Here is a 25,858-nt window from a genome sequence, read left to right on the forward strand (position 1 = left end):
TGTATTTAAATAAACATTAGAAAATTATGTCATACGGTCTACTTAAAGGCAAAAAGGGAATTATTTTTGGAGCCCTTAATGAGCAATCTATCGCGTGGAAAGTTGCAGAAAGATGTCATGAAGAAGGTGCTGAATTTATCTTATCAAATGCTCCTATAGCTTTGAGAATGGGAGAACTTAATGGTTTAGCAGAAAAAACAGGTTCTGAAGTGATAGGTGCAGATGCTACTTCTGTGGAAGATCTTGAAAAACTTTTTGATGCTGCTATTGCCAAATACGGTAAAATAGATTTTATACTTCACTCTATAGGCATGTCCGTAAATGTTAGAAAAGGAAAGCACTATACTGAAATGAACTATGACTGGTTAGAAAAAGGCTGGGATATTTCCGCTGTTTCTTTCCATAAAGTAATGCGTGTTGCCTGGGAAAAAGACTGTATGAATGAGTGGGGAAGCATCCTTGCGCTTACTTATATTGCTGCACAGAGAACATTCCCGGATTATAATGATATGGCAGATAACAAAGCATATCTTGAAAGCATCACAAGATCATTCGGAAATTATTGGGGAGCAAGAAAAGTACGTGTAAATACGATTTCACAATCTCCTACTCCTACTACAGCAGGAAGTGGAGTAAAAGGTTTCGGAGGTTTCTTAGGCTATGCAGACGACATGTCTCCGCTAGGAAATGCTACTGCTCTTGACTGTGCCAACTACTGTGTAAGTATGTTCTCTGATCTTACCCAAAAAGTAACAATGCAGAATCTTTTCCACGACGGAGGTTTCAGCAATACAGGGGTTTCTCAGAAAGTTGTAGACAAATATGACGCTGAAAGCAAATAATTAGATTAATTATATCAGGAAAATAAACGGGCGGCCTCTTCGAGGCCGCCCGTTCTATAAAAAATAATCAATATGAAGCTATAAAATCACGGTTTGTATAGAATGTGCTGGTGCCGATAGCTTGGCAGACATTCCTTCAATCCATAAATTCGTTTCAATATCGTTTTCAGAATCATTCATGATCACAGTGACCAACTGTCCGTTTTCATTCATGAAAGTAGTAGATGTAAGAGCTGCTCTGTTTGAAGAACTTCCGATTCTCTGAGCGTTTGGCTTAATATATTTTGAAACATGCCCTACATAGTAATACTCATAGGTGTAATGCACTTCTCCCGTTTTGGTATCGGCAATGATTGGCGCAAAACAAAAATTCCCTACATGGTTTGGACCTCCCGTTTCATCCAGCAGGACATTCCAGTCTGTCCATAAAGCGGTTCCTTTATTGAAATCGTTAATCATATTTCTTCCGTACAGTTCACCTAAACTGACGTCATAAATTCCGGACATCTTGAACTGTTCCTTACAACCTTCTGTAAAAGCCAGAAATTTATCCGGAAAAGCTCTCTGGGTTTCTGCTAAATTGTCGAAAAGCTGGGTTTTATTATTCCAGGTTTCATACCAGTGATATCCGATTCCATGAGCATATTTTGAAGTCTCAGGATCGCTTAATGTCGTCGTGGCTCTTTGATAAATCAAATCTCTGTTATGATCCCAGATCATTACCTTTTTGTCTTTGTAACCGTTTTTCCAAAGTGTCGGACCTAAATTATTTTTAAGAAATTCCCCCTCCTCTTCAGCAGAATAAATACATGACTCCCAGGTCTGCGTTGCCATCGGCTCATTCTGCACGGTAAGTCCCCAGATATTAATTCCTCTTTTTTCGTATTCTTTAATGAATTTAATATAATAATCTGCCCAGGTCTGGTAATACTGATTTTCGAGCCTTCCTCCCTTAAACAGACTTTTATTTGATTTCATCCATGCGGGTGGACTCCATGGTGAAAAATAAAATGTGAAATCTTTTCCGATTGCTTTCTGAGCTTCTTTGATCATCGGAATCTTATACTTTTCATCATGAGCAATATTGAATGTCTTTAAAGCAGTATCATTATCTTCCACATAGGTATAAGAATCGCTGGAAAAATCACAAGAGTTCATATTGGTACGTACCACTGTATATCCAAGCCCATTTTTCCCAAAGTAAGCCTCCATAATTTCTTTCTGCTTATTCTTCGGCATTTTATAAAAGGTTTCGGCAGATGCATCCGTAATGGCACCTCCTATTCCGATCAGTTTCTGATATTTGAAATCAGGATCCACAAAGATACAGGCATCTGTTTCTTTCGGCTGTCCGAATTTCTCAAATTTAACCGTTCCTTTATCCGCCATTTTTTCATTGGTCTTGGAACTGGTTAAAATTACTTTCGCTGTTTTCCCTGCATTCTTCTTCCAGTAGTTCTGTGCATTGGTATTTACAAATGCTCCCACTGCCAAACAGCTTACAATTAGTTTTTTCATAATCCTTTTCTTTCTGTTTTTTTGGACTCAATTGCCCTCCCTTCATTATTTACTGGCTAAAGCCGTTATTATTTTTATTAAGCGGGCTAATGCCCGATTCTATTGAATCTTTTTCGTTTCAATACGCACTTATTCTTTGAATGGCTTATATCCGGAATATTGAATACCGCATGATTCTTTTTGTAAAGCGGTAAAGCCTGGTCTTATTCAACATTCTATTTAGTCCAGGTGATTCTCTTGGTCTGAACATTTTGAGAGTTGGTTCCTACCATAATATCAAATTCGCCGCTTTCCCAGTCGAAATTCAGTTCATCATCGAAAAATTTGAGATCTTCAGGAGTGAGCTGAAAGTCTACTTTTTTGCTTTCTCCTTTTTTGATGAATATCTTTTGGAAACCTTTTAATTCTTTTACCGGTCTTACCACTTTTCCGAAAAGATCTCTTATATATAGCTGCACCACTTCTTCACCATCATATTTTCCGGTATTGGAAACAGTAGCACTGATATTCAGGGTCTGATTTCCTTTAAGACTTGCTGAACTTAACACCATATCAGAATATTTAAAATCTGTATAGCTCAGACCATATCCAAATGGAAATTTCGGATCATTATCAAGATCGATATAAGCAGAAACATAATTTCTGTCTGTATTATTTTTTGCAGGTCTTCCGGTATTGTAATGATTATAATAAACAGGAATCTGCCCTTCCGTTCTTGGAAAGCTCATCGGAAGTTTCCCGCCTGGATTTACTGTTCCAAACAGTACATCAGCCACAGAGTTTCCTGCTTCTGTTCCAAGCCACCAATTATACGTTATTGCTGGAATATTATCTGCTGCCCAATTGAAGATCAGAGGTCTTCCTGCATTGATCATTAAAACGATAGGTTTCCCTGTTTTTGCGATTTCCTTAAGCAGGTCTTCCTGAACACCGGAGAAACCAATATTGCTTCTGCTTTTCGCTTCACCACTCATCGCATGTCCTTCCCCTAATGTCATAATCACAACATCAGCTTTCTTTGCTGTTTCTACAGCTTCTGCAAACATGGATTTGTCCTGATCATCTGCGTTGCAGCCTTTAGCATACAGTAAGGTTGAGTTTTTGCCCAGTTGGTTTTTTATTCCGTCAAACTGCGAAACGATTCTTTGGTTGTCATCTTTAAATGCAATCGACCAGAAACCGTGATTAGCTACGGTTTCTTTTCCAAAGGGTCCGATGAGAGCAATGGTTTTAGTCCCTTTTGAAAGAGGTAAAATATTTCCCTGATTTTTAAGAAGAACAATACTCTTTGAACCGAATTCTCTTCCAAATTTTCTGTGTTCCTGATTATCAGTCTGCTCCTTCTGTCTTTTCTCATTGCTGAACCTGTAAGGATCATCAAAAAGTCCCATCTCGAATTTCTTGGTTAAAATTCTTCCGGCAGCATCATCTACCCAATGTACATCTACTTTTCCTTCTTTCACCAGTTTTGGAAGTTCCGTCATATAAACACGGCTTTCCATATCCATATCACTTCCACCCAGTACAGCCCGTTCGGCAGCTTCATTGGCATCTTTGGCGTATCCGTGAGGAATCATTTCGCCGATGCTTCCCCAATCCGAAACTACAAAACCTTTATAATTCCATTTTCCCTTTAAAAGATCTCTTTGGATGTATTTATTGGCTGTTGCAGGAATTCCGTTGATATCGTTGAATGAATTCATAAATGTAGCTACTCCTGCATTGGCGGCTGCTTTGAAAGGCGGCATATAAGTTTCGTGCAATTGCCTCAAACTCATATCTACAGAATTATAATCTCTTCCGCCAACGGCTGCACCATAGGCCGCAAAATGTTTGGCACAGGCCATCACAGCATCAAGACTTCCCAGACCTCTTCCCTGGAAGCCTTTGATTCTCGCCAGTCCAATCTGTGTTCCCAGATAGGTATCCTCTCCCGAACCTTCCATCACTCTTCCCCATCTCGGATCTCTGGCAATATCTACCATAGGGGCAAAGGTCCAGTGGATCCCATAGGCTGAAGCTTCAGTCGCAGCTATTCTTTCTGACTTTTCGATCATTGCCAAATCCCAGCTTGCCGCCTGTCCCAAGTTAACGGGAAAGGTTGTACGGTACCCATGAATAACATCCTGGCCGAACAGCAAAGGAATTTTCAGTCTTGACTGTTGGACGAGCTTCTGAAAAGCTCTTGTTTCTTCTGCGCCTGCAACATTGAGCATAGAGCCTACTTTTCCTTTTTTTATTTCTTCCAAAACTGCTGCAGAATTAGACTGCTGAGGTCCGGTAGCATATTCAAATCCGCTGTACTGAACCATCTGACCAACCTTTTCTTCCAGGGTCATTTTAGACAGCAATTCCGCTACTTTCTGATCAACAGTTTTCTGTCCGTACACATTCATTGCCAGTGCGGAGCAGGCCAGTAAGAAATAAGCTCTTTTCATGATATTAAATTAAAAAACATAAGTCGCTGCCGAATTTCCTGAAAGGATAACCGGAGCGGTCTTTCCGTTATATTTTATGTTAAAACTTTCATCAGCACTGTTTCCGTTCTGGATAATCAGTACCGTTTTTCCGTTCGGAGTTCTAAATGCTGCCGTAGAAAGGGTTTCTGTCTGCGTGGAAGCAATACGCTGAGAACCTGCCGGAACAAATTTGGATGCGTGCGCAATGATGTAATAGGCTACATTTCTGGTGAAATTTTCACTGTCGGAAACCGTTATTGCGCCCTTACACTCCGTACATCCTCCATCTGTATGAGGTTTGTACTGTGTATCATTTGCCAGATTCCATTCCAGAGCAATACTGCTCCAGTTTCTCATTGAACCGATGACCACATTTTTAACGTGCCAGTTCAGATCTTCATTAAAAGTCCCTTTCGATCCCGTCCATTGCTCGGTAAAATACAAATTTTTATCGGGAAATGCGTTGTGTACGGTGCTTAGCGCTGAAATATCTCCCTCATACAAATGGAATGCTGATCCGTCAATATATTGGTAGGCTTCAGGATCTTTCAGGATATCAAGGGCATACTCAGGTTTATTACAGTTGTGATCGTAGACTACAATTTTTGTTTTTATATGATTAGCTTTAAAAACAGGACCTAAGTGGCCTTTGATAAAATCTCTCTGCTGATCAGAAGGCATCAAAAGACTTGGATTGTTTCCGGGATGAAGAGGTTCGTTCTGAGGAGTGACGGCATCAATAATGATTCCTTCTTTCTTCATTCCGAGGATATATTTTGCAAAATATTCAGCATAAACTTTGTAGAATTCCGGCTTTAAACTTCCTCCTTTTGATTTTCCATTGTTTTTCATCCAAACCGGAGGAGACCATGGAGCAGCAATAATCTTTATATTGGGATTGATTGCCAGAATCTCTTTCAACATAGCAATCAGGTCTTTGTCATTAGCCAGACTGAATTTTGAAAGTGCAGGATCTGTCTGTCCTTCCGGAAGATCATCATATGAAAAAACTTTTCCATCAAGATCAGAAGCTCCGATACTTAGCCTAAGATAACTGATAGAGATCGCATTTTTATCTTTTCCAAAAAGCTCATTCAGTAAAGCTTTTCTCTTTGAAGATGAAAGCCTGTTAATCACTTCTACGCTTCCTCCAGTAAGCGTATAGCCAAAACCGTCAACGTACTGAAACTTTTGTGAATCATCAATTTCAATATTCTGCCAGTTATTGCCATTTATCACAAACCTGACCGGAGTCTGCTGCTGTAATTTTACACTTTCATTGCCTTTGGTGAGCCACGATTGAACATCACTTTCTTTACCTGCTCCTGCGGAAGCACATGATAAAGGAAAAAGTACCACGCCGCAAAGCAGCGCGGTACCTTTAAAAAAGAAACTATATAAGTTGTGAAACTTCATATTTAATAACCTTGGTTTTGAGTTAAGTTTTGGTTGTTATCTCTCTGTCCCTGAGGAATAGGCCAAAGCAGCCTGTTTTGGTTGATACTTGCGGCATATGGGAGAATATTTCCGTTTCCGTCTTTCTGTTGAGAAAGAATGCTCACAGCCATTCCTGTTCTTTTCAGATCAAACCAACGCTGTCCTTCGAAAGCCAGTTCCAGTTTTCTTTCTGCTAAAACTTTAGCAATTCCATCTGCTTCGGAAGTCACTGTTACGACATTCATGTTTACTCTTCCCCTCACCTGATTGATGTATCCTGCAGCGCCGGTGAAATCACCGGTTCTTGCTGCTGCTTCTGCCTGCAGTAATAAAATATCTGCATACCTCATGATATAGAAATTCTGCGTCCCATCCATTTTTCTCATTTTATACATGAAAGGATAATTGGTACTTGCCCAGTATTTATCGGACCACGCAACAGGCGAAAATTTAACAGAACTGTTGAATCTTTGGGTATCACCAGCATCTGTAAAAGTTTTAACAAGATCATTCGAAGGAATATTAAACTTTTTCCAATCGGTTCCTAAAAACATTGATGATCCCCAAGCCCATACACTTCCTGCATTGCCATTGGCTTCAAAAATAGATTCTGTATTACCTTCATGCAGTCCGTCAAAAAGCTGATCATACACGGGCATTAAACCTACTCCTGAAATATTGGCCGCATATTGTTTTACTTTTGCCCAGTCAGGATTTGGTTTTGACGCATATACTTTGGCCAGCAATCCGTAAGCAAAGTTTTTATTGGCTCTGTATTTTTCACTACCGGAAGGTGCATTGGCAATGGCTCCTTCAAGATCGGCAATGATCATATCGTAGACCTCCTGAACAGGTTTTCTGGCTGGATATACCTGACTGTATACCTCATCAAAGTTACCGGAATTCACGCCAATTACAGCTTTCGTCACCAAAGGAATATCTCCCCATAACTGAACGGCATGAAAATAATATAATGATCTGAAAATAGCTGCTTCAGCTTTCATCTCAGTTTTTCTGGCTGTTGTCAATGCAGGATCGTTGATTTCATCCACGTAATTAAGGATCATATTACAGTCATTGATGAAACCATAGAGATATTTCCAGTCTCTTTCCACATTGGAGTTGGTCGCAATGATCCGGTATTCATCCTGTTGAAAACTTTGCACGTTATCTGCCCCGGCATACGAATTATCCGTCTGTGCATCGCCATTCATGGCATAATCCAGCTGCCAGTATTCATTTCCGAATGCCGAATAAATAGTATTCATCCTGTTTTCAGCATCTGCAGCTGTTTTTAATGGATTTTCAATAGAAATCCCCTGCTCTGTTATTGGTTCCGTATCCAGAAAATCGTTACATGAAACAGCGGTAACAAGAACTGAAGCTCCCAATAGATAATATATTGCTTTATTGATTTTCATTGTTAATAATTTAGAAGTTAGCTTTTAATCCAATAATAAAGGTTCTTACCTGAGGATAGGTTCCGTAATCTATCCCAAAAACGGATTTCTCTGCTCCCTGTGTATTTCTGTTTGGACTGAAGGCGTTCACCTCAGGATCCATCCCCGAGTAATCTGTAATGGTGAAAATATTTTGTCCGGTTATATAGATGTTAAGTTTATTTACTCCTTTAAAAGGTTGATTGAAATTATATCCTAAAGTCACTGCTTTTAACTTTACGTAGGAACCGTCTTCAACAAATCGATCAGAAATTGCCTGAGCAGATGTAGAGTTAGCTCTCGGCACATCTGTGATTTGCCCTACCGTTGTCCAACGGTTCAGTACTGCTGTTGACTGGTTTTTATAATCATTCATCATTTCAAGATCAAATCTTGTTGCATTGAAAACATCGTTTCCGATGGATCCCGTTATAAGGACATCCATATACCAGTTTTTTAATGTAAAATTATTACTGAAACCAAAAGTATATTTCGGATTAGGATTTCCTATAGTAGTTCTGTCATCTACATCAGTATATCCGTTGCCATTTAAATCTTTATATAATAAATCTCCGGTATTCGGATCTACTCTATCTACTTTGTAACCGAAAAATGTACCTAGAGGCTGTCCAGGCTGAAGGCGTGTCACTCTTCCTCCGACGCTCTCTATATTTGCCGCATCCACGGAATTAAGATAGGATTCAAAATGGAGAATTTTATTTTTTGCAAATGAAATATTGAACGAACTGTTCCATGTAAAATTTTCATTCTTAACATTAACCGTATTTAGTGAAAACTCAATACCCTTATTTTCCAAACTTCCTGCATTTCTAAAGATAGGTCCTGTTAAAATTCCCATTGTATATGGGAAAATCAAGTCCGTTGTTTTTCTTCGATAAACATCAGCTGAAAATTTGATACGGTTATTTAGGAGCCCCAAATCTACTCCAACATTTGTGTCTGTTGTCGTTTCCCATGTAAGATCACTGCTGTCATATTGCTTAACAGTGTAAGCAGCTTCTCCATTGGTAAAGTACGGATCAAATATATTAAAATGGGAATACGCCGGTACCCCTGAAACATTTCCGGTCTGTCCCCATCCTCCTCTAAGCTTTAATTCACTGATGACTTTACTGTCTGACAGAAAATCTTCTTTAGATACTAACCATGAAGCAGACACTCCCGGGAAGAATCCCCATTTTCGTTCCGGAGCTAGACCAGAAAAACCATTATAACGGAAAACTCCCATTAAAGTATATTTCCCTTCATACGTATATAATGCACGGCCGAAAAAGGAAGCATTTCTCAAAATTTCTTTATGATTGTCATATCCTTTTGTTCCTGCCAGATCATAATCAAATTTTGTGGTTCCCTCTGCAAATTTTTCACCTGCAAAATATCGGTTTTCCAAACTCTTCTGATTGATCTGAACACCCCCTAATAATGAGAAGTCATGTACTGCATTTTTCAAAGTATACGTCAGCGTATTTTCAAAATTATACTCCTGAAGCATATAACTTTCCTGTGAACCTATTCCTAATTTCGAACGACCATAGCTCGTCTGATAGCCATCGGTAAATTTCGTATTCTTCGAGTCTATCATATCAAATGAGATCGTTGGCTTCCAGACAAGATTTTTTAAAAGCCTTACATCTAATCCTAAATTACTTAAAAACCGTTGTGTTTGTGTTTTATCCTGTCTTGATTGGTAAGCCACAGGATTTTCCCATGATGACTGATAAGGATTGGGCGCAAACTGCCCTGGTTTATAACCATCATTGACTTGTCCTGTCACCTGATCATAAACGATCGGGTCTGAAGGGTTAAGATTGACATCTGTTCCATACACAGGTAAAAATCTGGGAGTATTAAAAGCACTCAGAACTACCCCACCTCTAGCTGTGCTTAGATTGTCATTTGTATTGGTAAGGGAAGTGAAAAAGTAATTCATCGAGGTGTTCAGCTTCAACCACGGAGCAATCACTGCATCAACATTTATTTTTGCTGAAGTACGCTGAAATTTAGAAGGATTAATGATTCCGGCAATATCCTGATATCCAAATGCTGTATATGCTTTTACCTTTTCGTTGCCAAAAGCATAGTTTATATTATAGTTTTGATCAAACCCCGTCTGAAAAACTTCTTTTCCCCAATCTGTATTAATACCTGCATATCTGGCATTATTTACCGTAGAAAGATAATCAGAACCCCCATTTGCCTGTATATCTGCCAGTAATGATTTGTACTGATCCAAATCCAGGACATCTATATTTTTGACGGTTTTAGAAATTCCCCAATAGGCATTAAAATTAAGCTGAGGTTTTCCCTGTTTTCCTCTTTTGGTCGTAATAATAACCACCCCGGAAGACCCATTTACCCCATAAATAGCTGTGGAAGAAGCATCTTTAAGAATCGTCATATCAAGAATATCATCCGTATTGATTCCGTTGATGTCGTTGGTCTGAATACCATCAACCACGTATAGGGGGCTCACTGATGATGAAATAGAATTGTTTCCCCTGATCTTAACGTCAAGGCCGGCTCCGGGCTTTCCTGAAGCCTGAATGACATTAACACCCGCTGACTGACCCTGAAGGGCCTGACCTACGTTATACAAAGGACGGTCATCAAAAGCATCTGCTTTTACCGATGACACCGCACTTGTTAAATTTTGCTTTTTTACTCCTCCGTAACCGATCATAACGATCTCATCAATCTTATTCTCTTTCGATACGGAATCTTTCACCTTAGTCTGTGCACTGAAATTCGCTGTAAAATACAGCACAGCAACCACCCCAAGGCTTCTTGATATTCTTAGATTCATATACAGTTAGTTTTTAATTCTCAAATTGAGACAATAAAAATATATTTTTTTTTAATTAATTAACATTGTATTCATAATTATTTTAATTTTTCGTTTATTTTTGGGAGTTCAAAGCCCTATATCCACTTCATAATTCATAAAATTATCCTAAAAAACGAATAAAATAAATCCCCAAAATGACTGCCAAGCTTTCCCGGATCTCCCTTCCTTTAAAACTGACCTTTCTTATTTTTTCGATGGTGCTCAACTGTATGGGTCTCGTTATCCTTCAGCTTTCGGAAGAAAAAATCACCTATGAAAAGTTAGGTTTTCTTGAATCATTTAAAGATCTTCCAATCGCATTTATTTCACTTTTTGCCGTTAATTTTATCAGTAAAACAGGAACTAAAAAAGCCCTCATTTCAGCACTGGTTATTGTTGGAATTTGTTCTTCTCTCCTCCCTTTTGTGAAAGATTTTTGGTTTTACAAGGTATGGTTTGCCATTATCGGAACCTGTTTTGCGGTTGGTAAAATCTGTGTTTTCGGAATTATCAGAAACAATATTTCAGATGAAAAATCTCTTGCCAAAATGATGAACAGTGTGGAAGCATCATTTATGGTGGGAATTTTTGTAGTCAATACCGGTTTCGGATGGTTGATTTCCAGCCAGTATTCGGAGTTCTGGAAATTTGGATTTATATCAATATCAATACTCTGTGCCGTGACAATATTCCTGTTTTCGAAATTAGATATTACAGAAGCCAAGAAAACAGAGAATAAAAGCCTGATATCGGAGCTTTCCGTATTTGCCACTCCGGCAACTCTGGTATTTCTTGCTGTGGTTTTCTTTATCGTCTTCGTAGAGCAGGCCTTCAATTCCTGGCTTCCGTCCTTTTATAAGAACCACCTGAATGTCAATTCATTCTTTGCATTACAGGCAACATCCTTTCTTGCTCTTTTTTCTTATGCAGGAAGAACCGTAACAGCCAATATCATCCAGAGATTTTCATTATCAAGATATTATGTCTTGTGTATTTCTTTAATTATTGCTGTACTGCTGATCATTTTGGGAATCCAGTATTTTGATTCTGTCAATTCCAATATTATTTTATTCCTGTTTCCGGTGATCGGACTTTTTCTCTCACCGCTCTACCCTGTCATCAATTCAAAAATGATTGCAAGAGTCGATAAAGAAAAAATCAATCTTTTTACTTCACTGATTGTGATTTTTTCCTCGCTGGGCAGCTCTGTCAGTTCTATCATTATGGCTGTTCTGTTCGGAAAACAGCTACTAGACTACTATCCTTTGTACATATTACTGGCTGTCTCTGTGCTTTTTACGGTGAGTTTAATATATTTTAGGCTCGCAGGAAAGAAATTATAGAAAATAATTTTATTTTTACTGGCATGAAAATCAAAGACACAAAAAATAAAGAAACCCTTCAGGAACTTATTGATACAAAAGATTTTGTAGCACATGTATCTGTCGACTGTACGATATTTGGTTTTCACAATAATATTTTGAAGGTTCTTCTTTTAAAATACCACGATCTGGATCTGTGGTCACTTCCCGGTGGTTTTGTATTTAATGATGAAGATCTTCGCGAGGCTGCTGCAAGAGTGCTTTATGAAAGAACCCACCTTCAGGACCTCTTCCTGAAACAGTTTCACACCTTTGGGAGAATCGACCGTACAGAGAATAATGTACACCAGATTCTTCTCAATAATAAGGGAATCGAAGTTCCAAAAGATCACTGGATCTTCCAGAGATTCATTACGGTTGGCTATTGCAGCCTTATCGATTTTTCTATTGCCAACACTTTTCCGGATGCTTTTAACGAAAGCTGTGAATGGTTTGAGGTGAATAATCTGCCCAAGATGGCTTTCGACCACGACAGAGTCATAGAAACCGGCCTTGAATATCTGCGTATGAATATCAATACGGAGGTGGCTGCCAGCAATCTTCTGCCGGAAAAATTCACCATGAAAGATCTTCAGTCGCTCTATGAAACAATTTTAGGACAGAAATTCAGGAGAAATAATTTCCAGCGAAAGATCTTAAGTTTAAATATACTGGACAGACTGGAGAAACTTTATGACGGATCGGCAAACAAAGCTCCGTATCTGTATAAGTTCAAAAGCAAGGTACACAATGCTGCTAATCAGTATCCTATCTCTAATGATGAGGAATTCTAAAAAGCGCTGTTTTTAGTAAAACCTCAAAAACCCAGGATTTATCTCTCTGAAAATCAAACGCAATAAAGATTTTCAAAAAAATTTTTCAAAACACACGAAAAGTCTTACTTTTAAACAAATCAAAAAATCATGTCATATTATCCTCTTACAAGCATTCCAGACTACTACGGAATTGATGCTTTACTTACTGAAGAACACAAACTGATCCGTCAATCGGTAAGAGATTGGGTGGAGAGTTTTGTAATGCCGCAGATTGATCAGGCCGCGCAAAATCATACTGATATTCCGGGCTTAATGAAGGAATTAGGGAAAATTGGAGCTTTAGGCCCATACATTCCTGTTGAATACGGCGGTTCAGGGTTAGATCAGATTTCTTATGGTTTGATTATGCAGGAATTGGAAAGAGGTGATTCTGCAGTACGTTCTGCTGCTTCGGTACAGAGCTCGCTGGTGATGTTCCCGATTAATGAATTCGGTTCTGAGGAACAGAAGAAAAAATACCTTCCACAGCTTGCTGCAGGAGAAATGATTGGTTCTTTTGGACTGACTGAGCCTAACCACGGTTCTGATCCAAGTTCTATGGAAACTTATTTTAAAGATATGGGTGACCATTATCTTTTAAATGGTGCCAAAATGTGGATCACCAATTCTCCGGTATGCGACATTGCCGTAGTTTGGGGAAAGAATGAAGAAGGTAAAGTACAGGGACTGATCGTTGAAAGAGGAATGGAAGGATTTACAACTCCTGAGACTCATAATAAATGGAGCTTAAGAGCATCGAAAACCGGAGAACTGGTATTCAATGATGTAAAAGTTCCTAAAGAAAACTTACTTCCTGGTGTAACAGGATTGAAAGGACCATTATCTTGCCTGAACTCAGCAAGATACGGAATTTCCTGGGGTGTAATCGGTGCAGCGATTGACTGTTACTGTACTGCTGTACAATATTCTAAAGAAAGAAGACAGTTTGGAAAACCAATCGGTTCTTTCCAGCTTCAACAGAAAAAATTAGCTGAATTCTTAACTGAGATTACAAAAGCACAGTTGCTGTGTCTTCAGTTAGGACATCTTAAAAATGACCATAAAGCAAGTCCTGCACAAATCTCAATGGCTAAACGTAACAACGTGAAAATGGCTATCGATATCGCTAGAGAATCAAGACAGATCCTTGGAGGTATGGGTATCATGGGTGAATTCCCAATGATGAGACACGCAGCCAACCTGGAGTCTGTGATCACTTATGAAGGAACACATGATGTTCATTTACTGATCACCGGTTTAGATATTACAGGAATCAACGCTTTTTAAGCAAAAGCTAAAATATACATAAAGGAGTCCGGCCGAATGGCCGGACTCCTTATTTTACTCACTTCCCAGGGAACTTATATTCAATGAATAATTATTGATCCATTAATATTATCATCGCTTTAATAAAAACATCTAATTTAATATCACTAAAAAATATTGATATGAAAAAAATCTCGATGCTTTTATTAGGTTTAACAGCACCGTTCTTTTTTGCTCAACAGGCAGGAGATCTGGTAAACGTTGAACAAAAACTGGATCTAACCCCGCAGGGTGTTGTGAATTTCATTGCCAGTAGTCTTGGCGAACAGAACGCTCCGGACTTCGTCAGTTATCTCAATAGCTTCAATGTAGGTCTTAAAGGTTACAAAATCACTTACTACACAAAAAACGAAAACAATGTTCTTGTCAAAGCTACAGGACTTCTGATGTATCCAAATGTCAACTTCAAGCTTTCTACCGTAGTTTCTGACCATGGAACGACAGACAGCAGAGATAATGTGCCTTCTAACTTTAAAGGAGCTTTAACAGCCGGATTTGTCGTAGAACTTTCTTATGTACTCAATGGATATATTCTGATGGCACCTGATTATGTAGGCATGGGAACCGGAGATGGGGTTCATCCCTACGTAGATTACGCTACTGAAGCCGGAGCAACGATCGATTTTGTCACAGCTGCCAACAAGGTTCTGGCCCAGCAAGGAATAAAACGTTACGATGAATACTTTCTGGCAGGCTATTCTCAGGGTGCACATGCTGCCATGTCAACTTTAAAAAGACTGAACGTTTCCAATCCCGGCAATTTAAAATTCAAATATGCTTATATGGGAGACGGACCTTACGATTTTTCAGGGGTTACTTTAAATAAAGGGGTTCTGGAGAAAGACTTTTACCCTTTCACTTCTTTCCTGGCCAATGTACTGCATACCTGTAATAATACAGGCTATAAAACCTACCATACAAGTATTTCAGAAGTCATTTCACCCGAATATCTGGATAAATATAATTACCATGTGGTTCAGGACAATGGAGGTCTTCTTTGGGGCCCTGTAATCTGGAGAAAACTTTTCACTCAGGATTTCATCAATGATGTCACCCATAATCCTAACAATAATCTGAGACGATGCATGAAACCAAAAGATGTTTATGACTGGTATAACAAAACACCAATGACTTTGGGACATTCTTCGGTAGATCTTGCTATTCCACCTGAAAACACGTCTAAAACTATTGATGTACAACGGGGATATTATGCCTGGTGGGATCTGAATAAATACAAACTGGATTCATTTTATTGGGGACCATTAGGCCATGTGGGAGGAATTATACCTTTCACTCTTGCATCCAATGCAAAATTTAATACCCTGCGAAGCGGAGGTCTGCTCAATCAATGGGCCATATTATCTTCAAAACAAAATGGAAATAACCAGCCAAAAAATCAATCGCTTTATTCTTCACAATTAAAACCGGATCTTGGAACCATGCAGCTGGTTGGAATTACAGATTTCAATCAGGAGAAGGCTGCAAATAAATCAGGGATGGAAAACTTATCCACATTAAAAGACGGCGTTTATCTTTTGAAAGTGCAGGAAAACAATGATCAGAAATTAATACCGTATATTAAAAACACCCCTATTGAAGTTCCTGAAAATGAGATCATACAATCTGAAAACAACGGTGTTCTAAAACTGAAACTCCCTCAGGAAGAATTAATTGCTGTCAATATATTTGATGAAAATAAAAACTTACTGAAAACAGTATCTCAGGAGCAGTATGCTACAAATGGAGGCATCGATACAAAAGACATTGATAATCAAAACAATACTTTTGAAATCATTACTCCGTTCTACAATCTTCAGTTTAAAAAAACACAGACGGACCGTTCATCAGCCAACAAAGTTGACCTATTTACAAAAAACCGCCAGATCATCGCTAGAGTAGATAATGGTATTAAAAATATCAGCATTTACAGCATCTCCGGAGCATTGATTCTTCAGCAGGAAGTCAATAAGCAGGAATTTGAATCTAAAAATTTAGAATCAGGAATCTATATCGTTCAGATTATTGGTACTGACGGAAAAACAGTGAATAAAAAAGTAAAACTATAAAACAGACACGCTAGTATATTCTTCATTTCAAATTGAATGCACTTCAGCAATGAAGTGCATTTTTACTTCGAATACGAATTGATATTTTCAATAAAACTAAGGTCAGGATTAAGAATCTCAAGAATAAGATTTTTCACAGACATCATCGCATCATCAATAGTACCTTTATCAAACTGCAGAGAAATCACCCCTTTCTTAGCTTCTGCAAAACTCCAGATCCCTGTCTCAATAGGAAGCCCCCAAAACTCAGGGAGATTCTGAACCACATAATGATAAATACAAAGCTGAAGAGCCTGCTTTCTCTCACTGTTATGAAAATAATCGGTGATGTTATTCTCATCTATTTTTACACTAAGGTTTTTGATTTTTGCTGTCTTATAATCAATAATTCTTAACGTCCCGTTCAGGCGGTCTATTCTGTCTATAAATCCAAGGAAAGAAATTTTATAGTTAGCATCAAGATAAAAATCCACATTTTCAAATCTCTTTTCAATGTCTAAAATTTCCAGTGTATTACCACTTCTTATCAATTCCAGATCATGATTAAGAACATTTTCAATTACTTTTTTAGCAATGGCCCTGTGGATATAATTCATCCCTTTCTCATAGAACTCAGGCTGGTGTTTCAGCTTTTCAATAGCAATATTAATATATTTATCTATATCTTTAATTAAACCCTGTAAATCCTTTTCTTTTAAAACCTTACCTTTAAGTATTTCATATACTTCTTGAAGTGAATAATGAACTAAATTTCCGTAGTTTTTAACTGACAGTTCCTCTTCTATTTCATCAGTCTCAGAGGTCTTTAATATCTTGGACAGATAAAAATCTATTGGATTATAAAGATAGCTGGTAAGATGTGAAGCCGACACCCTCTCTTTCCATTTCTGAAGTCTTTCCATCACAATCTCTGTCTTAGGAATTTCTATGGGTTGCGATACAATAGGTTCAGAAGAATTCTCAATAATAAGATGTTCTATCGCATGGGAACTCTCCATTTCGATCTGCGTAATGAACCGGCTTTTTTCTCCGGTATTAACCCCGGAACTAAGTGCATTATATAAAAGATGAACATTTTTTGAATCCTGAATCAGCCTGTAAAAGTGATAGGCATAAATGCTGTCATTTTCCAGAAACGTATGAAGGTCAAAATATCTTCTTATATCAAATGGAATATAGGTATTCTGGGAATTCCCCAACGGAAGCTTTCCTTCATTTACAGAAAGCATAATCACATTTTCGAAGTTCAGAAGACGCGTTTCCAAAAGCCCCATGATTTGAAGTCCCCGAAGCGGCTCTCCCTGAAAATCGATACTCTCCGAATTCACATGCTGGTTGATCAGAATTTCCAGTGTTTCCATTTTGATCTCAAAATCGTAAGGACTGAGCTGGTTTTTTATAATTCTGAATGCATTCTCAAAGTGCGAAACATTTTCATACTGAATATCATCTATTTCCAGCCATTTTATGTCGCGGCAGAATTTGATAAGCATATCGAGATACACCGTTGTATGGTCCGCCTTTTTAAGAAGATTATAATAGGAAAGTTCACTCAGAAGTTCTTCTAAAAGCTTTCTTGAGATATAAACAATATTCCTCTCCTCTATTTTTGTTCTGAAATTATTGATAATCAATTCATCTTCAGAAGATTTCGGAAGTTCTTCAAGGATCGGAAAAACATCCCTGTAATAGTAAGAAGATCTATTTTTCTCGAGCTGCTTCTGAAGATAAAAAAGTTGCTTTACTGCATTTGAAAACGAAAGATTCTTTAGTGGGAATCCCATAGTAATATTCAGGTTATCAACACCGTACATTACATCAAGACTCGCAGGAAGAAGATTTTCATCCAGCAATACGACTGCTGTATTAGAAAAAGTCTTGTTTTCAATTTCCTTAAATATTTCGGGCAGTACTTTCGTCTGAGTTACATTACCCGAAACTTCATAAACTTTAATATTTTTAGGCTGATTAAAATCATCCTCAATCCATTGAAAAGCTCTGTTATCATCAAACTCCTTCCATGTCTTGTGATTTCTGAGAAATTTTCCTGCCTCCTGTCTTTCGTCATCAAAATAATAGCGGTCTGCCTGAAAGAAACACTGTGCCTTATTCCATTTCAGTAAGCTTCTGACCAGCTTCTCTTCCACCGGTGTAAAGGCATTAAAGCCGCAAAATACAAAATGCTCGGAAGTATTTTTAGCGAAATCTACAATCTTTGCTTTGGCTGTTTCGTGGATCATCCCGGAAGTGGCCCAGTTCTTTTCCTTCAGTTTTGTCTTTAAAACAGGAAGAAAAACATTCATATTCTGCCAGAAATTAAGAAATTTCTTACGTGGGACATCATCATCTTCACCCAAATCCTGCGCCCATTCTTTGATTCTCTCTTCATCAAACATATACTGCAAAACAGCTTCGTCACTATCAGAGAACTTCAGAATATCATCCCAGTCTTTCTGAAGGGTCGGAAACCACTTTAAAAAGTCAGCAAAATCATCTTTCGGTATAAGGTTAAGACTTCTATAAACATCAAAGGCAAAAAGCCAAAGAGAGATCCCCTGAACCGGCTGTTTGTCTGCAATCCTGTCGATCAGTTCTTCTACGGTAAAAAAGTTAGGGAGAAATCCTGAATAATTGTTTTCTTCTAAAATCTGACGAATGAATACGATGGGACGTTTTCCGGGCAGAACAATGTTAAACTCCGACAGGTCCGGATTTTGGGCCAGCAGTTCGCGGATAATCTTATTGAGGAATTTCAAGAGGCTTTATAACTTTTTAGTTGGTCGATTTCTTCAGCAATGAGGGCATTGTATTCTGCCTGCTTTTCTTTATTCATCCCATGTTCTGTAATTTTGTCATAGGATATTTGGAAATTTTTATAATCGTTTGATATCTTATGGTAAACTGCTTTAAAATTTTTGTCGTAATCACCGGAAGTTTTGATCTTTTCCTCCACTTCTTTTCTGAATTTCCTGACAAATAATTCTGCAATATCAAAATGCTTCTGCTCATGCAAAAGGATGTAATCACTCATTCTTTTAGAGTCCTTCCATGATCTGTCTTCATTAAAAATCGCAGTAATTTCAATTTTAACAGCGGATTTAGGATTGCTGGATTTCACAACGGAATATTCCCACCCACAATGAGTATAGGCGGCTACATCAGGATTATTTTTCCGGTTTACCGGACTTTTAAAATTATCCCAGACAAGCTTCCGGTCCTCCTGCCAGACTATCTTTTGTGCAAAGAGGATATTCACTGCCAGCAGACAGAAAAGTGAAATCAGTTTCATTATTTATTATTCAACTACGATGGTCCTGGAGATCCAGTTTGTACCGCCATTCCAGAATTTAAAAACGTAAGATCCTTTCTGGCGCGGGCTGAAATTGATCTGGCTTGTTCCTACATGAGCTTCCAGTGCGCAAGGCCCTTCTGCCCTGTATTTATAAGCGGTAACTGATCTTTGCAGATTGCTGTCGTGAATATAATCATATCCGTAAAACCCTTCACATTGGGACGGATAAGTAGAATACGTCTTAATGCTCTGTATTGTATTGACGTTCATAGTATCTTTCATGATCTTCACACTGTCGATCTTAATCCTTCCTATGGACTCTACGGTCTGATATTCAATGTCTTCACACGAGACAAAAACCAGTCCTGAAAACAATACGGAAAACCCTGTTTTTAAAAGATTTTTCATACCCTCTAATTTACCGATTATTAACAAAAATTCAGCAAAAATTATTCTTAAATTACATAAAATTAAGAATTAAAATTCCCTTTTGACACATAAATCACTTTTTTAGTATCAAAAAACTCTTCATCAAAATAGTTTTTAAGGTTGAAGATTTCACATTTAATTCCTGCTAATTCTTCTGCAAGATCACCGCCTTTTAAATATAAAACTCCGTTGTGCTTGGGATTAATCTGTTCTTTTTCAAATTTCCCTTTCAGCCATCTCAGGAATTCCGGCATTTGAGTTACTGCGCGGCTCACTACAAAATGGAATTTTTCTTTCACCTTTTCTGCTCTTCCGTGAACTGCAGTTAGATTCGTCAGGCCGATTCCTTCAGCTACAGCTTTGACAACCGTGATTTTCTTTCCGATTGAATCTACTAAAGTAAATTGGGTCTCCGGAAAAAGAATCGCCAGTGGTATTCCGGGAAAGCCTCCTCCGGTTCCTATATCCAGAACCTTTGTACCTGGTGCGAATTCCATGATTTTTGCAATTCCTAAAGAATGCAGAACGTGCTTTTCATACAGCGATTCCATATCCTTTCTGGAGATTACATTGATTTTTTCATTCCACTCATTATACAGGTTTTCCAATTGGTTAAACTGCTCGATCTGCTTCTCTGTAAGATCCGGAAAGTATTTTAATAGTAACGATGCTGCCATATGAATTATTATAATTTACAAAAATAAGTTTTTATTGGCTTTATTCAAACTTTCGATGGATATAAAAAAAGACTGCTGTTCCGCAGTCTCTATCTTTCCTGATTCTATTCTTTTTCAATAGGATTGTCGGACATTCTGAGTTTATTGGCAATCACCGCATCCATGCCGGCACCGCTTTTCTTAAGTGCATTGTAATCAAACTGGGCGACATAGCCATCCTTCAACTGCATTTCCAGTTTTCCTGCCTTGGAATCTATACTCATCCCTGCAATATCGTCCGCCGGAGAAAAACTATACCCTTTGATGATCTTTTTGTACTCTGCATTGGTCATCTGCTTATTATTTTTAGGGATAAAAGCATATACAGTATTGATTTTTTTGATCTGGATCAGATTAAAAGCATGATCATTTTCAGAATCTTTGACCATTACAACCAATCCTGGAAGTCCACTGAACTTATACGGACCATCGTTCACAGGAAAATCCTTGCTGAACCAGGCTTCCCATTTTCTGCCTTTATAATCTGCTGTTGCTTTCTGACAATTCATAGTATTGATCTTCCTGAAATCATTCTCAATCTTCCACTGGGGAGCTTCATTATCTGTTGTCACCAGACTTACACTTTTAAATTTGTCATAAAAAAAAGCAGTCTTCTTTGTGTAATCTTTTTCAATGATATAATTCAAATTACGGTCATAATGTTTTGCCTTTAACAGCGCAGGATAACTTTTATCAATACTGTAGGCAGAATCACGTTCATATTTTACAGCATTGGAATAGTAAGATTTTTTTCCATCTGTATCCAGATTCATATAATCGGTCACCAAAGAATCTTTCTGCCCTGCATCCGGTCTGAATTTATATTCGTAAACAAAACGATAACTCTGAGCGGAAAGTAAAGAAGCCCATAATAAAAACAAAAGTCTGTACATTTTTCTGATCTGATATATTGTTAAAATACTGTTGAAGCAGGCTGAAGCATACTATTTCCAAATCTAATGATTAAATTAAAACCTGACAAAAATCTTTTTTCAGGTACCACTTTTATTTCCCGGCAAAACGTTTTTAATTATATATTTGTTAAAATTCAAAAACACCATATGGATAAACTTTCAGACAGAGTAAAGAGATTAGGTTACTCACAGACTTTCGTAATGTCCAACAAAGCAAGAGAAATGAAGGCCGCCGGCATTGATGTGATCAGTCTTACTCTTGGCGAGCCGGATTTTGATGTACCGGATAATATTAAACAGGCAGCTTTTGATGCCATCAATCAAAATTACAGCCACTACTCTCCTGTTCCGGGGTTTCTTGAACTGCGTGAAGCCATAGCCTACAAATTAAAGAGAGACAACAATTTAGACTATAAACCTACACAAATCTGTGTATCTAACGGAGCAAAACAAGCTATTTTAAATGTTCTTGCTTCTGTAATTAATGATGGCGATGAAGTACTTCTTCCTGCTCCATATTGGGTAAGCTACGACGAAATGGTAAAAATGATGGGAGGAAATTCTGTAATGCTTCCCACTTCTTATGTTACTGATTTTAAAATAACAGCAGAACAGCTTGAAGAATCCATTACGGATAAAACCAAAGCAATCCTTTTCAGTTCTCCATGCAATCCATCTGGTGGATATTACACGTACGATGAACTTAAGTCTATGGCGAAAGTTATTGCTAAATATCCTCACGTAACCGTTATCTCTGACGAAATCTACGAGTATATCAACTACGAAACAAAAACGACTTCCATCGCACAGTTTCCTGAAATTTATGAACAAACCGCTGTTATCAACGGAATGTCTAAGGCTTTTGCGATGACAGGATGGAGAATAGGATACTCTGCCTGTCCGGAATGGCTCGCTAAGGCCTGTGAAAAGATCCAGGGACAAATGACCAGCGGAGCCAATACCGTAGCACAGAGAGCTTCCATTACCGCTTTAAAAACAGATCCTTCTGAATATAAATATATGATCGACGCTTTTCAAAAAAGAAGAGATATTGTATATGATCTGATGAAAGAGATTCCAGGATTTAAAGTATTGCTTCCAAAAGCTGCCTTTTACTTTTTCCCGGATATTTCCCACTATATAGGCAAAACTCTTGATGGCACAGAAATTAAAGATTCTGATGATTTCGCGATGTTTTTATTGGAAAAAGCTCATGTAGGATGCGTAGGCGGAGTTTCTTTCGGAAGTCCTGAATGCATTAGATTCTCTTATGCAGCTTCTGAAGAAGACCTTAGAGAAGCAATGAGAAGAATTAAAAATACACTGGAGAAATTCAGTTAATCATTACAAAACAAAACACAGTACATCAAAATGAATCTGTTAAAAAAACTAACAATAGCCACAAGCATCGCCGCCGCAAGTTTTGCAGGTTATGCTTACGGGCAGGATTTCCAGTGGAAAGAAGCTACTTCTAAGGGTTACAAATATAAATACGTTACAAATGACCCTACTTCCGCAAGATACTACACTTTAAAAAACGGATTGACGGTCATTCTGAGTCCGACGAGCAAAGATCCAAGAATTCAAGCGTACATCGCAACAAAAGCAGGAAGTAAGACTGACCCTGCAGATCATACAGGTCTTGCTCATTATCTGGAGCACATGCTTTTCAAAGGAACCGACAAATTTGGCTCTAAAGACTGGTCAAAGGAAAAACCTCTTCTGGATCAGATCGATGCGCTGTATGAGAAATACAACAAAACTCAGGACGAAGCTAAAAGAAAAGAAATCTACAAAGAGATCGACAAGGTTTCCGGAGAAGCTGCAAAATATGCCATTGCCAATGAATATGACAAAATGATGGCAGGTATGGGAGCCGACGGAACCAACGCCTTCACTTCTTTTGAGCAAACTGTATACACTGAAGACATTCCGGCTAATGTTATTGATAAGTTCCTTGCTGTACAGGCAGAAAGATTCAGAGAACCTGTCCTGAGACTTTTCCATACGGAACTTGAGGCTGTATATGAAGAGAAAAACAGATCTCTTGATGATGATGGAGATAAAGTTTTCGACACCATGTTTGCGAATCTTTTCCCTAATAACAACTATGGAAAGCAAACAACAATCGGAACGATTGAGCATTTAAAGAACCCTTCTCTTCATGCCATCAGAGACTATTACAATAACTTCTATGTACCCAACAATATGGGGGTCATCCTGTCAGGGGATTTTAATCCTGATGAAGTAATTGCAAAAATCGACAAAGCATTTTCTTATATGCAGCCGAAAGCTGTTCCGGAATATAAAATCGGCCAGGAAAAGCCAATCACTGCTCCCGTAATCAAAGAAGTAACAGGACCTAATCCCGAAAGTGTCATGCTGGGATTCAGATTCCCCGGGGCCTCTACCAAAGATGCGAGGTTATTAAATCTTGTTGGAAATATGCTGACCAACGGGCAGGCAGGATTAATTGATCTTGATCTGGTAAAAAAACAGAAATTGCTTGGAGCATCAGCTTTCTCTTATGCCTTAAAGGATTACTCTGTTCTGCTTTTACAGGGAAAACCCACGGAAGGACAATCTCTGGATGAAGTAAAGAATCTTTTACTTCAGGAAATAGATAAACTAAGAAAAGGTGAGTTTTCTGACGATCTGATTCAATCCATCGTCAACAACGAAAAGAAAAACATCATCCAGAAAGATGAGAAATACTCATCAAGAGCAAGCATACTGATGGATGAGTTCACTTCAGACATAGATCATAAAGCCAGTCTGGAATATGTGGACGAAATTTCCAAGCTTACCAAGAAGGACATCATGGACTTTGTTGCAAAATATCTTCAGAATAACAATTACGTAGCTGTATACAAAAGAAAAGGCGAAGATAAAAGTATCGTAAAAGTTGATAAACCAACCATCACACCTGTATCTGTCAATAGAGAAGATCAGTCACCTTTTCTGAAGAAGATTGACGAAATGCCTGAAAATGCAATTTCACCCATATGGCTGAATTACAATAAGGACATTGCAAAAAATAAACTGGGAGCGGTAGATATACTTTCTGTAAAAAATACGGATAATGCTCTGTTTAGAATGTATTACCACTTTGATTCAGGAAAATGGAATAATAAAATGCTTCCATTAGCTGCAGAATACCTTCAGTATCTTGGAACAAAAAACAAATCGTCCGAAACGATCAGTAAAGAATTTTACAAACTGGCTTCGAGCTTCAATGTCATCGCCGGAAATGAAGAAACCTATGTGTCGCTGGAAGGATTAAATGAAAACTTCGACAAGACCATCGCTTTATTTGAAGATCTGATTAAAAATTCTCAGGCAGATCAGACTGCTTTAGAGGCATACAAAATAAGATTAAAGAAAGCCAGAGCCAATGCCAAACAGAACAAGGCTACCATCATGGCAGGACTGAGAAGCTATGCACAGTTTGGTGCACAAAATCCATTCAATAATGTTTTGAGTGATGCTGAACTTGATGCTTTAAAAGCTGAAGATCTGGTTTCTATCCTTCACGACCTGTTTAACTTCAAGCACAAGGTCCTTTACTATGGTCCAAAATCCGGAAATGAAGTGACAGCTTCCCTTACTCCTGTTCACAAACTTCCCGCTACTTTAAAAGACCTTCCGAAGAGCAAGACTTTCACTCAGATAGCGACAGATAAAAACAAAGTATTATTTGCTCACTACGATATGGTACAGGCAGAAGTATTCTGGGTAAGAAACTCTGATCAGTACAATTCTACCATAACTCCTACAGTAAGCCTTTTTAACAACTATTTCGGAGGAGGAATGGGATCTATTGTTTTCCAGACAATCAGAGAGTCTAAAGCACTGGCCTATTCTACTTACTCCTATTTTGCACTGCCAAGTAAGAAAGAAGACAAAAATATGATCATGGCTTATGTAGGAACCCAGGCAGATAAATTCAATGAGTCGACTACAGCAATGAACGAGCTCTTAAATAATCTTCCTAAATCTGAGCAGCTTTTTGAAACAGCGAAAAGCGGATTGAAAAAATCTATTGCGTCCGAAAGAATTACTCAGGACGGTATTATTTTCTCTTACCTGAAAGCTCAGAAACTTGGTAACAACACCGATATCAGAAAGAATGTTTACGAACAGGCTCCAAAGCTTTCCTTTACTGACATCAGCAGTTTCCATGACAAGGAGATGAAAAGCAAGAATTACACGTACTGCCTTGTTGCTTCTCAAGACAAAGTAAATGAAGCCGATATGCAAAAACTCGGCGAGGTCAAAAAACTCAACTTAACCGAAATATTTGGTTATTAAAATAAAGTAAAAGCTCTGATTTCAGGGCTTTTTTTCTTTAGATCCATTAAAAACAATTATAGATTTTATTTATCGATATTCATTTGTT

General features: G+C 38.1%; 16 protein-coding genes and 1 pseudogene. 7 read left to right on the top strand and 10 right to left on the bottom strand.

Going from position 1 to position 25,858, the window contains the following annotated elements:
• Positions 1–26: 26 nt before the first annotated feature.
• A complete protein-coding gene (locus tag IW16_RS24270; RefSeq protein WP_034750924.1) occupies positions 27–842 on the top strand; it encodes an enoyl-ACP reductase FabI in 816 nt (271 codons plus the stop codon).
• A 78-nt stretch (positions 843–920) separates the two neighbouring features.
• Here the strand turns inward: IW16_RS24270 and IW16_RS24275 are convergent, their stop codons facing one another.
• From IW16_RS24275 to IW16_RS24295, 5 genes are all read right to left on the bottom strand, one after another.
• Positions 921–2,360, bottom strand: coding sequence for a glycoside hydrolase family 30 protein (locus tag IW16_RS24275; protein ID WP_034750927.1), 1,440 nt, complete (start codon positions 2,358–2,360; stop codon positions 921–923).
• Between the two features lie 215 nt (positions 2,361–2,575).
• The gene (gene bglX / locus IW16_RS24280; protein WP_034750930.1) at positions 2,576–4,798 is read right to left on the bottom strand and encodes a beta-glucosidase BglX; all 2,223 of its coding nucleotides are present in this window, start codon (positions 4,796–4,798) and stop codon (positions 2,576–2,578) included.
• A 9-nt stretch (positions 4,799–4,807) separates the two neighbouring features.
• Positions 4,808–6,235 carry a glycoside hydrolase family 30 protein gene (locus IW16_RS24285; protein ID WP_034750934.1) on the bottom strand — a complete coding sequence of 476 codons (1,428 nt, stop codon included), beginning with the start codon at positions 6,233–6,235 and terminating at the stop codon, positions 4,808–4,810.
• 2 nt (positions 6,236–6,237) lie between these two features.
• Entirely contained in the window at positions 6,238–7,677 is a 1,440-nt protein-coding gene (locus IW16_RS24290; RefSeq protein ID WP_034750937.1) for a RagB/SusD family nutrient uptake outer membrane protein, read from the bottom strand.
• 10 nt (positions 7,678–7,687) lie between these two features.
• Positions 7,688–10,519 carry a SusC/RagA family TonB-linked outer membrane protein gene (locus IW16_RS24295; protein ID WP_034750940.1) on the bottom strand — a complete coding sequence of 944 codons (2,832 nt, stop codon included), beginning with the start codon at positions 10,517–10,519 and terminating at the stop codon, positions 7,688–7,690.
• A 251-nt stretch (positions 10,520–10,770) separates the two neighbouring features.
• Between IW16_RS24295 and IW16_RS24300 the strand changes: the two are divergent.
• From IW16_RS24300 to IW16_RS24315, 4 genes and pseudogenes are all read left to right on the top strand, one after another.
• Positions 10,771–11,694 (top strand): annotated as a pseudogene (locus IW16_RS24300) (MFS transporter); the annotation flags it as partial.
• A gap of 212 nt (positions 11,695–11,906) precedes the next feature.
• Complete coding sequence (locus tag IW16_RS24305; protein ID WP_051890709.1) at positions 11,907–12,695, top strand: NUDIX hydrolase; 789 nt, start codon at positions 11,907–11,909, stop codon at positions 12,693–12,695.
• Between the two features lie 129 nt (positions 12,696–12,824).
• Positions 12,825–14,003, top strand: a complete 1,179-nt coding sequence (locus IW16_RS24310; protein WP_034750945.1) for an acyl-CoA dehydrogenase family protein — start codon at positions 12,825–12,827, stop codon at positions 14,001–14,003.
• A 161-nt stretch (positions 14,004–14,164) separates the two neighbouring features.
• Positions 14,165–16,108: a T9SS type A sorting domain-containing protein gene (locus tag IW16_RS24315; RefSeq protein ID WP_034750948.1), complete on the top strand. Its 1,944-nt coding sequence runs from the start codon at positions 14,165–14,167 to the stop codon at positions 16,106–16,108.
• A 62-nt stretch (positions 16,109–16,170) separates the two neighbouring features.
• On the opposite strand, the gene IW16_RS24320 is transcribed toward IW16_RS24315, so the two are convergent.
• The 5 genes from IW16_RS24320 to IW16_RS24340 all read right to left on the bottom strand — a co-directional run bounded on the left by IW16_RS24320 (position 16,171) and on the right by IW16_RS24340 (position 21,438).
• Entirely contained in the window at positions 16,171–18,864 is a 2,694-nt protein-coding gene (locus tag IW16_RS24320; RefSeq protein WP_034750951.1) for a PD-(D/E)XK nuclease family protein, read from the bottom strand.
• Positions 18,861–19,397, bottom strand: coding sequence for a DUF922 domain-containing protein (locus IW16_RS24325; RefSeq protein WP_034750955.1), 537 nt, complete (start codon positions 19,395–19,397; stop codon positions 18,861–18,863). The genes IW16_RS24320 and IW16_RS24325 overlap by 4 nt, the downstream gene beginning before the upstream one ends.
• A gap of 6 nt (positions 19,398–19,403) precedes the next feature.
• Positions 19,404–19,808 (bottom strand): hypothetical protein, encoded by a 405-nt coding sequence (locus IW16_RS24330; RefSeq protein ID WP_034750958.1) that lies wholly within the window; start codon positions 19,806–19,808, stop codon positions 19,404–19,406.
• Between the two features lie 62 nt (positions 19,809–19,870).
• Positions 19,871–20,506: a 16S rRNA (guanine(527)-N(7))-methyltransferase RsmG gene (gene rsmG, locus IW16_RS24335; protein WP_034750960.1), complete on the bottom strand. Its 636-nt coding sequence runs from the start codon at positions 20,504–20,506 to the stop codon at positions 19,871–19,873.
• A 104-nt stretch (positions 20,507–20,610) separates the two neighbouring features.
• The gene (locus IW16_RS24340) at positions 20,611–21,438 is read right to left on the bottom strand and encodes a GLPGLI family protein (RefSeq protein ID WP_034750962.1); all 828 of its coding nucleotides are present in this window, start codon (positions 21,436–21,438) and stop codon (positions 20,611–20,613) included.
• Positions 21,439–21,606: 168 nt separating this feature from the next.
• Between IW16_RS24340 and IW16_RS24345 the strand changes: the two genes are divergently transcribed.
• Entirely contained in the window at positions 21,607–22,800 is a 1,194-nt protein-coding gene (locus tag IW16_RS24345) for a pyridoxal phosphate-dependent aminotransferase (protein ID WP_034751389.1), read from the top strand.
• Positions 22,801–22,830: 30 nt separating this feature from the next.
• Positions 22,831–25,770 carry a M16 family metallopeptidase gene (locus IW16_RS24350; RefSeq protein WP_034750964.1) on the top strand — a complete coding sequence of 980 codons (2,940 nt, stop codon included), beginning with the start codon at positions 22,831–22,833 and terminating at the stop codon, positions 25,768–25,770.
• Positions 25,771–25,858 lie beyond the last annotated feature (88 nt).

The sequence above is a fragment of the Chryseobacterium vrystaatense genome (assembly GCF_000737765.1).
GTDB classification, from domain to species: Bacteria; Bacteroidota; Bacteroidia; order Flavobacteriales; family Weeksellaceae; genus Chryseobacterium; species Chryseobacterium vrystaatense.

Coding starts and splice junctions, on each gene's coding strand:
- IW16_RS24270 (WP_034750924.1), top strand. CDS start 27: ATGTCATACGGTCTACTTAAAGGCAAAAAGGGAATTATTTTTGGAGCC.
- IW16_RS24275 (WP_034750927.1), bottom strand. CDS start 2,360: ATGAAAAAACTAATTGTAAGCTGTTTGGCAGTGGGAGCATTTGTAAAT.
- bglX (WP_034750930.1), bottom strand. CDS start 4,798: ATGAAAAGAGCTTATTTCTTACTGGCCTGCTCCGCACTGGCAATGAAT.
- IW16_RS24285 (WP_034750934.1), bottom strand. CDS start 6,235: ATGAAGTTTCACAACTTATATAGTTTCTTTTTTAAAGGTACCGCGCTG.
- IW16_RS24290 (WP_034750937.1), bottom strand. CDS start 7,677: ATGAAAATCAATAAAGCAATATATTATCTATTGGGAGCTTCAGTTCTT.
- IW16_RS24295 (WP_034750940.1), bottom strand. CDS start 10,519: ATGAATCTAAGAATATCAAGAAGCCTTGGGGTGGTTGCTGTGCTGTAT.
- IW16_RS24305 (WP_051890709.1), top strand. CDS start 11,907: ATGAAAATCAAAGACACAAAAAATAAAGAAACCCTTCAGGAACTTATT.
- IW16_RS24310 (WP_034750945.1), top strand. CDS start 12,825: ATGTCATATTATCCTCTTACAAGCATTCCAGACTACTACGGAATTGAT.
- IW16_RS24315 (WP_034750948.1), top strand. CDS start 14,165: ATGAAAAAAATCTCGATGCTTTTATTAGGTTTAACAGCACCGTTCTTT.
- IW16_RS24325 (WP_034750955.1), bottom strand. CDS start 19,397: ATGAAACTGATTTCACTTTTCTGTCTGCTGGCAGTGAATATCCTCTTT.
- IW16_RS24330 (WP_034750958.1), bottom strand. CDS start 19,808: ATGAAAAATCTTTTAAAAACAGGGTTTTCCGTATTGTTTTCAGGACTG.
- rsmG (WP_034750960.1), bottom strand. CDS start 20,506: ATGGCAGCATCGTTACTATTAAAATACTTTCCGGATCTTACAGAGAAG.
- IW16_RS24340 (WP_034750962.1), bottom strand. CDS start 21,438: ATGTACAGACTTTTGTTTTTATTATGGGCTTCTTTACTTTCCGCTCAG.
- IW16_RS24345 (WP_034751389.1), top strand. CDS start 21,607: ATGGATAAACTTTCAGACAGAGTAAAGAGATTAGGTTACTCACAGACT.
- IW16_RS24350 (WP_034750964.1), top strand. CDS start 22,831: ATGAATCTGTTAAAAAAACTAACAATAGCCACAAGCATCGCCGCCGCA.